Annotated in this window: 8 protein-coding genes and 1 pseudogene; 2 read left to right on the top strand and 7 right to left on the bottom strand. The window is 68.7% G+C overall.

Annotation, left to right across the window (positions count from 1 at the left end; translation table 11 throughout):
- Positions 1 to 293: 293 nt before the first annotated feature.
- The 7 genes and pseudogenes from GNX96_RS40335 to GNX96_RS40315 all read right to left on the bottom strand — a co-directional run.
- Positions 294 to 1,312: pseudogene (locus tag GNX96_RS40335) on the bottom strand (APC family permease); the annotation flags it as partial.
- 4 nt (positions 1,313 to 1,316) lie between these two features.
- Positions 1,317 to 2,468 (bottom strand): carboxylesterase/lipase family protein, encoded by a 1,152-nt coding sequence (locus tag GNX96_RS40330; RefSeq protein ID WP_313885911.1) that lies wholly within the window; start codon positions 2,466 to 2,468, stop codon positions 1,317 to 1,319.
- A complete protein-coding gene (locus GNX96_RS61795; protein WP_313885910.1) occupies positions 2,393 to 2,818 on the bottom strand; it encodes a carboxylesterase family protein in 426 nt (141 codons plus the stop codon). The genes GNX96_RS40330 and GNX96_RS61795 overlap by 76 nt, the downstream gene beginning before the upstream one ends.
- Before the next feature lie 86 nt (positions 2,819 to 2,904).
- The gene (locus GNX96_RS58970) at positions 2,905 to 3,561 is read right to left on the bottom strand and encodes an alpha/beta hydrolase family protein (RefSeq protein ID WP_279582772.1); all 657 of its coding nucleotides are present in this window, start codon (positions 3,559 to 3,561) and stop codon (positions 2,905 to 2,907) included.
- 65 nt (positions 3,562 to 3,626) lie between these two features.
- Positions 3,627 to 3,944, bottom strand: a complete 318-nt coding sequence (locus GNX96_RS58965; RefSeq protein WP_279582771.1) for an APC family permease — start codon at positions 3,942 to 3,944, stop codon at positions 3,627 to 3,629.
- Entirely contained in the window at positions 3,899 to 4,987 is a 1,089-nt protein-coding gene (locus GNX96_RS40320) for an APC family permease (RefSeq protein ID WP_279582770.1), read from the bottom strand. Before GNX96_RS40320 ends, GNX96_RS58965 begins: the two co-directional genes overlap by 46 nt.
- Before the next feature lie 85 nt (positions 4,988 to 5,072).
- The gene (locus tag GNX96_RS40315) at positions 5,073 to 6,596 is read right to left on the bottom strand and encodes a flavin-containing monooxygenase (RefSeq protein ID WP_279582769.1); all 1,524 of its coding nucleotides are present in this window, start codon (positions 6,594 to 6,596) and stop codon (positions 5,073 to 5,075) included.
- 77 nt (positions 6,597 to 6,673) lie between these two features.
- Between GNX96_RS40315 and GNX96_RS40310 the strand changes: the two genes are divergently transcribed.
- Together GNX96_RS40310 and GNX96_RS40305 are read left to right on the top strand one after the other, a co-directional pair.
- On the top strand, positions 6,674 to 7,312 hold the full coding sequence (locus GNX96_RS40310; RefSeq protein ID WP_279582768.1) for a TetR/AcrR family transcriptional regulator: 639 nt from the start codon (positions 6,674 to 6,676) through the stop codon (positions 7,310 to 7,312).
- 30 nt (positions 7,313 to 7,342) lie between these two features.
- Positions 7,343 to 8,281, top strand: coding sequence for an SDR family oxidoreductase (locus tag GNX96_RS40305; protein WP_163572897.1), 939 nt, complete (start codon positions 7,343 to 7,345; stop codon positions 8,279 to 8,281).
- Positions 8,282 to 8,378 lie beyond the last annotated feature (97 nt).

Below are 8,378 nucleotides of genomic sequence, written 5' to 3'. Positions count from 1 at the left end.
GGGAAAACGCTCGGTTTTGTAAGTGTCTAGCGTCCGTCAGAGGCTCGCGCGGATCACGGCGGCGAGTTCCATCCCTAGGTACGCTGACTGCGACCCGGGGCAGGACAAGGGGCTCGCCTTCGGCCTCGAGCGGTCCTGGATGGCCTCGGCCTGCTGACGCGATCGCGTACGGCAGGCCGCGATCCGCCGCTGAAGGGTCAGCGCCGACGAGATACCGCGCGCCCAGCCCGATAGCCACCGCCGATCCGACCGCAATCGCAGGGTGGCCAACGCCGATCCGCGATGAGCCAAGCACGTTCAGCACGCGGGGCCAACGCCGATGCGGTGTAAGCCGACGCGTTCGCGATGGCGTAGTAGATGAGCACCCCGAACGACGAGAACCCGATAACTCCGCGCAGGTCAACGGTCATCACGAGAGTGCATACGACAGCTGCCAGCGCGATCTCGGCGCGGTGTGGCACCTGGAAGCGCCCGTGGACCGCCGACAGCCAGCGCGGCAGGTCGCCGTTGCGCGCCATCGCGAGGGAGGTACGCCCGACGCCGGCGATCAGCGCCAGCAGCGCGCCGAGACTGCCGACCGAGCGCGACCAGAACCGTGCCACCCACCACGAAATAGACGGCGACGGTGACGAACAGCGCGATCGGGATGGCCCGCGGGATCGTCCGGGCCGGGTCCCGCACTTCCTCCCCCATCGTGGCGATCCGGGCGTAGCCGGCGAAGGCGAAGAACAGCAGCCCTGCTGCCTGTAGGACGCCGTAAACGCTGGTGGGAGGCCCTTGCCAGTGGACCGAGAGCGGGTCGCCGAGCAGGATCGCGCCGACCGCGACGGCCAGCGCGGTCAGCGTGCCGGCGACCAGGAGGCGGGTCACCACCGCGGTCTTGCGGACACCCCGGTAGTTCAAGGCGGTCAACGCCAGCACAGCGGCGACCGCGAGCAGCCGCTGCGCCCACCACGGCCCGGCCCGGTGATCGCGTACGAGGCGAAAGTCAGCGCCATCGCGGCGCAGGAGGCCGTCTTGCCGATCACGAAGCTCCACCCGGCCGCAAAGCCCCAGCCGTCGCCGAGCCGTTCGCGGCCGTAGACGTACGTACCGCCGGAAACCGGGTAGGCCGCGGCCAACTGGGCGGACGAGACGGCGTTGCAGTACGCCACCACCGCCGCGAACAGGAGGCCGAGCAACAGCCAGCTGCCGGCTGCGCGGGCGGCCGGCGGGAAGGCGGCGAAGACCCCCGCACCGATCATCGAGCCGAGCCGAGCCCGATGACGACCGCGTCGCCGGTGCCCAGCCGGCGCGCGAGGGCGGGAGTCACCGACTCAGACCAGGCCGTCCCAGGCCTTGCGCTCGTCGCCACGCGGGTCGTCGACGACCTCTGTGGTCGGGTCGTCGAAGACCATCACCGAGCGGCCATCGGGCGTGTACGGCTGCCAGCCAGGGTCGCCGGTCCTGCCGAAAGCGACCCAGGCCGCATGCGTACGGCCGGCCAACGCCTGCGGTGCGTCGGCGCCGGTCAGGGACTGCGCGGCGGGCAGGTCCGGAGTGTCCAGCGTGTCGAAAACGAAGCCAAGCTCGATCGCGTGGCACGCGCCGAGCTCCAGAACCGGCGTCCGCCAGCCGAACTCGTAGACGTGCGCGGGCCGGCCGATTGCCGCGCGGGCTTCGGCGAGCCGGAGGGTGGGCACTCGGAAGTAGGTGTCGGTCATGATCGCGCTCAAAACGTCACCAGACGACCCGTCCGGTCGGTTCGCCGCCGCGTACGTCTGGCCGATGCTTTCGTCCCAGCCGCGGCCCCGGAGGTAGCCGGCGACGGCTTCCGGGGTGACCGCCGGGAGTATGCCGGTCGGGACCAGGAAGAACCGCATCTCCTCGGTCACCGTGCCGACCATCATGTCCACGTCCCGGCCGGCACCACCGGCGATCGCGTTGACGGGCAGGTCGGAGAGCAGATCGCCGTCGATGGTCGGGATGAACGGCATCGCCGCGGCCACGATCGACCGACCCCAGCGCTGCGGGTTCGGGTCAGCCGCGGACTCGAGCGCGATCTCTTGCTGGGCCGCGAACAGCGCAGTGGTGTCGACCTCGGCGAACGCGGCGGCGGTCGGTTCGACGCCGAGCTTGGTGGCCAGTTCGGCCGCGATTTTCGCGCCGTCCTCCAGCGATGCCCCGATCTGCCCGGACCCGGACTGCGCGATCGCCCGCTGGAACAGGCCGGCACTGGCTTTCGCGGCCACCAGGCTGGCCACGCTCATGCCGCCAGCGGACTCGCCGAAGATGGTCACCTGGCTGGGATCGCCGCCGAACGCGGCGATGTTGTCCTGCACCCAGGCGAGCGCGGCCAGTTGGTCGCGTAGGCCGAGGTTGGCCGGCGCGTCCGGCAACACCGGAAAACCGACTACCCCGAGCCGGTAGTTGATGCTGACCAGGACGATCCCGTCGCGGGCGAACGCGGTCCCGTCGTACGAGGGCACCGCGGACGAGCCGACCCGGAATGCGCGCCACCGTGGATCCAGACCATCACCGGCAACCCGGACCCGCCTGGGTCCGGAGTCCATACGTTGAGATTGAGACAGCCGTCACCTTCGATGACCGGGTCCAGCATCAGGCCGGTGAGCGGGCTGGCCGGCAGCACGGGTTTGGGTGGTGTCGGGCCGAAAGCCAGCGCGTCGCGGACGCCGTCCCAGCTGGCCACTGGGGTGGGGAGCTGGAAACGAGCCGGACCAACGGGCGGTGCCGCGTACGGGATCCCCAGGAACGCGCTCACGCCGTCGTGCGACCGGCCACGCAGTTTTCCCTGTCGTACCGTGACAACCGGATCCATGCCGCCTCCTCGAATCTCTTTGCCTGTCCTGCAAACACTAACCCGGTTTCGAACCGTCGCGGGAGTGACGTTTCTCCTGGCCGTTTTCAGAGCCGCGCTGCGAGCCAAGCGGTGGCCGTGGTGACCACATCCGGGAGCGCTGGCGGATGCGCTTTGGGCACCTTGAGGCCATGGTCGGCCGCTGCGGCGACATGCAGCCGTACGGTCGACGGCAGCTTCAGCGCGCGGAACTCGTCGGGTGCGCCAAAGGGGTCCCGCTCCCCCTGTACGACCAGCACCGGTACGTCCACGCCGAGCAGCTCCTCGGCTCGCGACTTCTCCGGCTTTCCCGGCGGATGCAACGGAAACGCGAGCGCGAGAACCCCGGCGGCGCCGACGCTCGCGGCCGTCCGGCAGGCCACCCGGGCGCCGCTGGACCGGCCACCGAGGATCAGCGGCTTCCCGCGTAGCGTCCGGTGCTTTCGTACCAGCTCGGCCACCACGGCGGCCATCGCCGCGTCCAGTTGGGCCGCCGGCGCGGGTGCCTTCCGGCCGGCCATCCGGTACGGCTGGGTGAGCCGCGCGACCGCGAATCCGGACTCCACCGCGCCCTTGGCGACCGCGACGATGTCCCGCGCGTCCACCCCGCCGCCGGCGCCGTGGCCGAGCACCAGCAGGCCGGCCGCACCACGCGGCGGCCTGCCAGTGCACGCCGGCGATGCCGGACGGGGGGTCTCGATCTCGGTCGGCTCAGTTACGTCCACAATGCACAGACGCTAGTGGCCTCTCGGTGATTTGGCACGGCGGCTCCGGCGCGGAACCCAGGACACTAGTTCGAGGAGGGCAGGCGAACGGGGAGGCGACGGCGTACGAGAAAGTAGCCGATGAGCGAGACCAGGGCGAGGCCGAGGGCGATCGCCAGGTTCAGCGGCTTTTGTTGCGTCAGCGCGATAACGACACCGGCGATGGCGATCAGTGGGGGCAACGGCCAGAGCGGCATCCTGAACGCGCGGGCCAGGCTGCGGTCGCGGATCCGGCAGACGATCGCGGAGACGGCCACCAGCAGGTAGATCGTCACGATGACCACGCCGGTGAACGTGATCAGGTCGTTAAGGCTGCTGTAGACGCAGAGGATCGCGTTGCCCACGAACAGGAACGCGAAGGCGCGTACGGGCACCTTCGACCGCGGCGACACGGTCCGAAGAACCGGCCGATCGGACCGGGCAGCAGACCGTCGCGGGCGGTCGAGTAGTAGATCCGGGCATAGCCCAGGTTCGCCGCGAGGCCGGTGTCGAACATCGCCACCACCACCCCGGCGATCAGTACGGTCGCGCCAACTGGGCCCATCACCTGGTGGGCGATCAGGGAGAGCGGCGACTCGTCGGCGGCCGTCTTGGCCACATCGCCGATCGCGTACGTCGCCGCCACCACGGCCAGGATTTCCACCACCACGGCGATTCCGGCACCCAGGACGACCGCTCGCGGGAGCGTACGACGGGTGCCTGTCGACTCCTCGGCGAAGTAGAGCGGCCAGTCGTACCCGTTGAAGGCGAACAGGGCCGGTACGACCGCGGCCAGCAGCCCAGCCAGGCCGACCGCGCCGAGCGCTCCCCCGTCGCCGGCAATGACGGGTGCGGTGAACGGGTGGTTGGCCGGTGCGGCGTGTACGAACGCGAAGCCGGTGAAGACCAGAATGACCGCGAGTTCCAGGCCGAGCATCGCTGCCGCGACCCAGCTCGCCGGGCTGATCCGGCCCACCGACAGTGCGGTGACCAGCACCATCATCGCCAGCGCGACCCAGCCGACCGGCAGCCCGCCAGGGATCAGTGACGACAGATAAGTCGCCGCCGCCACCAGGATCGAGGCGGTAGACGTGAGGCCCAGCACCAAAAACAGGATGCCGGTCATACCGCCCCACACCGGCCCAAGCGCTCGCCGGACGATCGTGTACGCGCCACCGGCCGACGGGAAGACCGACCCGACCTCCGCATAGCAGAGCGCCATGCCGAGCGCGATCACGCCGCCGATCAGGAAAGCCCAGACGATCCCGGTGCCAGCGGCGGACAGCCCCGAGCCGTACACCAGGAACACCGACGTGGTCGGCGAGATCGCCGAGAGTGCGATCGCCAGCACGTTCCACGGCCGCAACGCCCGCGCCTGCAGGCCATCGGCCTTCTCGTCCGCTGCCACAGCACTCCCCTGGTCCGGTGATCAGGGGATCTTAGGTCCTGTTCCGGGCAGGTTTGTCACACCCGCGGCGGCCGGAACCGGTCGGTCAGGCGTCCACCAGCGCGGGCGTCGAGCGCACCTCGTACGCCTGCGAATCGAAATGCCGCGTCTGCTGCCGGAAAACAGCGGTGAACGTCGGCCACACCGTGGTGTTCTTGCCGTTGTCGTCCAGGTACCAACTGACGCACCCGCCAGTTGTCCAGACAGTGCCCTCCAGCATTTTCTGTACGTCCACGTTGAACTGCGACTCAGCGGCCGGATTCACGTCCACATCGGACACTCCTGGCCGGCTGACGTACTTGATCGCGTCCAGGACGTAGTTCAGCTGCGACTCGATCATGTAGACCATCGAGTTGTGCCCGAGGCCGGTGTTCGGCCCGATCATCATGAACATGTTCGGGAAACCGTTCACGGACGTGCCTTTGTACGCCTGCACGCCATCTTTCCAGGCGTCCGCAAGCAGAACACCGTCACGGCCGGTGATCCACTGCGCCATCGGCATGTCGGTGACATGGAATCCGGTGCCCAGGATGAGGGTGTCGATCTCCCGTTCGGTGCCATCCGCGGTGACCACCGAATGCGGCCGGATTTCCACGATCCGGTCGGTAACCACGTCCACGTTCGGACGGCTCAGCGCCGGGTAGTAGTTGTTCGACAACAAAATGCGCTTGCAGCCCATCGTGTACGACGGGGTCAGCTTCTTCCGCAGCGCCCGGTCCGGCACCTGCTTGACCAGGTGCCGGCGAGACAGCCGCTCGGCGACCTTCATCAGCTTCGGGTTTTTCGCGAACCCCAGTACGAAAAGCTCACGGCTCCAGTAAATGCCGGCTCGAACCGCTTTCTGGGCCAGCGGAAACGTCTGGTACGTCCTGTGTTCGACCGCCGAGAGCCGGCGCTCGGAGCGCCCGATGATCCACGGCGCGGTGCGCTGGAAGAGGTGCAGTTTTCCCACCTTGTCGACGATTTGCGGGACGAACTGGATGGACGACGCGCCGGTCCCGATCACCGCGACCCGGTCGCCGGTCAGGTCGTGCTCATGGTCCCAGCGCGCCGAGTGGAACAGTTTTCCTTGGAAACTCTCGATTCCCGGGATGTCCGGCAGGGACGGCTCGGACAGCGGGCCGACCGCGCTGATCATCACCCTCGCCTCGTACTGCCCCTGCGAGGTGTCGATCCGCCAGAGCCGGCTCGTCTCGTCCCAGGCCGCACCACGCACCTCGTGGTCGAACCGGGCGAATCGGTAGAGCCCGTACCGCTGGCCGCATCGCCGCAGGTACGCGAAAATCTCCGGCTGCGGTGAGAAAGCGTGGCTCCAGTCCGGATTGGGTGCGAACGAGAACGAATAGAGCAGTGACGGCACATCGCAGGCCGCGCCCGGATAGGTGTTGTCCCGCCAGGTGCCGCCGAAGTCCGCACCCCGCTCCAGGATGACGAAGTCGTCGATGCCCGCCTCGCGCAGCTTGATCGCCACGCCCATGCCGGAGAAGCCGCTGCCGACGATCGCCACCCGCACCCGGCGCGGCCCTGTCTCGGTCGCCGCCGCGCTGGTCTCGCGCTGTGTCTGAGTCACGGTCAGGTGTCCTCTCAGAGGATGGGCCAGCTACTTCCTACCGACGGTAACCTACTATGTGTAAAGTACGCAACGTGATGTCAGCACAGCCGGGAACCACCGCCCCCAGCCCGCGCCGCCGGATGCGCCGCGCCGATCGCGAGCAGCAGCTTCTCGACGTGGCCGAGCAGATCTTTGGCGAGCGCGGCTTTGTCGCGGTGACGATGGAGGAGATCGCCGAGCAGGCTGGCGTGACCAAACCGGTGCTCTACGACCACTTCGGCTCCAAAGACGGGCTGGCGGTCGCCTGCATCGCCCGGGCCCGCTCCGAGCTGCTCCGGCTGACCGTCCAGGCCCAGGCCCAGGTTGGTACGCCAGAAGACATCCTGCTCACCGGTTTCCGAGTGTTCTTCGACTTCATCGAGTCACACGAACGCGCTTGGGCGATGTTGGTGGCCGAGGGCTCGCTGGCCAGTGCCCCGGCCGCCGAGGAGCTCGAGCGCGTACGACAACAGCAAGCCGACTACACCGCCGCTGTGCTGGCCGCTGGCATGCCGGGCGTACCCGAGGAGGTCATTGGCACGTACGCACAAGCCATCATCGGCGCCTGCGAGCGGCTCGCGGTCCGCCGTCGGCACGACCCCGAACTGTCCCCCGAGACCGTCGCCCGGTCCCTGGCCGAACTCGTCTGGTTCGGCATCTCCGGGATCCGCGACGGCGCCCGTTGGCCGTCTTAGAACCCCTTCACCTCATCGGAAGGACCCGCAATGACCAGTCCCTTGGTCGGCAAGACCGTCTTGATCACCGGCGCCGCCCGCGGCATCGGCGCGGCCACCGCCCGACTCGCCGCCGAGCGGGGTGCCCGGGTCGCGCTGGTCGGCCTGGAGCCGGACCTGCTCACCCGGCTCGCCGAAGAACTCGGCCCTGAGCACGCCTGGTACGCCGCCGACGTGACCAACCAGGCGGAGATGGAGAAAATGGCCATCGACGTCGTACGCGACTTCGGCGGCATCGACGTGGTGGTCGCGAACGCGGGTGTCGCCAACAACGGCACCGTCGCGGTGAACCCGGTGGACGCGATCGTACGGACCATCGACGTGAACCTGATCGGCGTGATCCGTACGGTCAAGGCCACCCTGCCGATGGTGACCGCCCGGCGCGGCTATTTCACGTTGATCTCGTCGGCCGCCGCCTTCACCGTGATGCCGGGCATGGCCGCGTACTGCGCGTCCAAGGCCGGCGTCGAGCAGTTCGGCAACGCGCTGCGGTTCGAACTGGCCTATCGGCACGTTGGCGTCGGCACCGTGCACCCCAGCTGGATCGACACCGACATGGTCCGCGACCAAAAAGAGGACTTCCCCACTTTCAACGAGACACTGAAGAAGCTGCCGTGGCCGTTGAACGTGACCACCTCGGTCGACGCATGCGCGCTGGCGATCGTGGATGGCATCGAGCGTCGCCGCCGCCGGGTGTACGTGCCGCGCGCGGTCGGCTTGATCGAGAAGCTCAGGCCGATCACCCTCGGCCCGATCGGCGCCGCGCCGATCATGGCGCAGGCCCGCAAGCTGGTGCCGCAGATCGAGCGGGAGATGGCCAAGCTCGGCCGCTCGTTCGGTCGCAGCAGCGCCGGGCTCGGCGCCGAACCCAAGCCCGCCACCCCGGCGGCGAGCCGCAACGGGCGTACCCGCGCGGCCGCCAAGTCCTAATTCGGTTGTGGTCCGGGGAGGGCTCTGGTTCACTCCCCGGCAACAGCTGATCTATCCAAGGAGAGCGGAATGCGTCCTGCCGTTGTGTCCACCCAGA

It is taken from the genome of Fodinicola feengrottensis (assembly GCF_010993775.1).
In the GTDB taxonomy this organism is placed as follows: domain Bacteria; phylum Actinomycetota; class Actinomycetes; order Mycobacteriales; family HKI-0501; genus Fodinicola; species Fodinicola feengrottensis.
The sequence above is the reverse complement of the archived record's forward strand: the minus strand, read 5'-3'. Positions and strand labels throughout refer to the sequence as shown.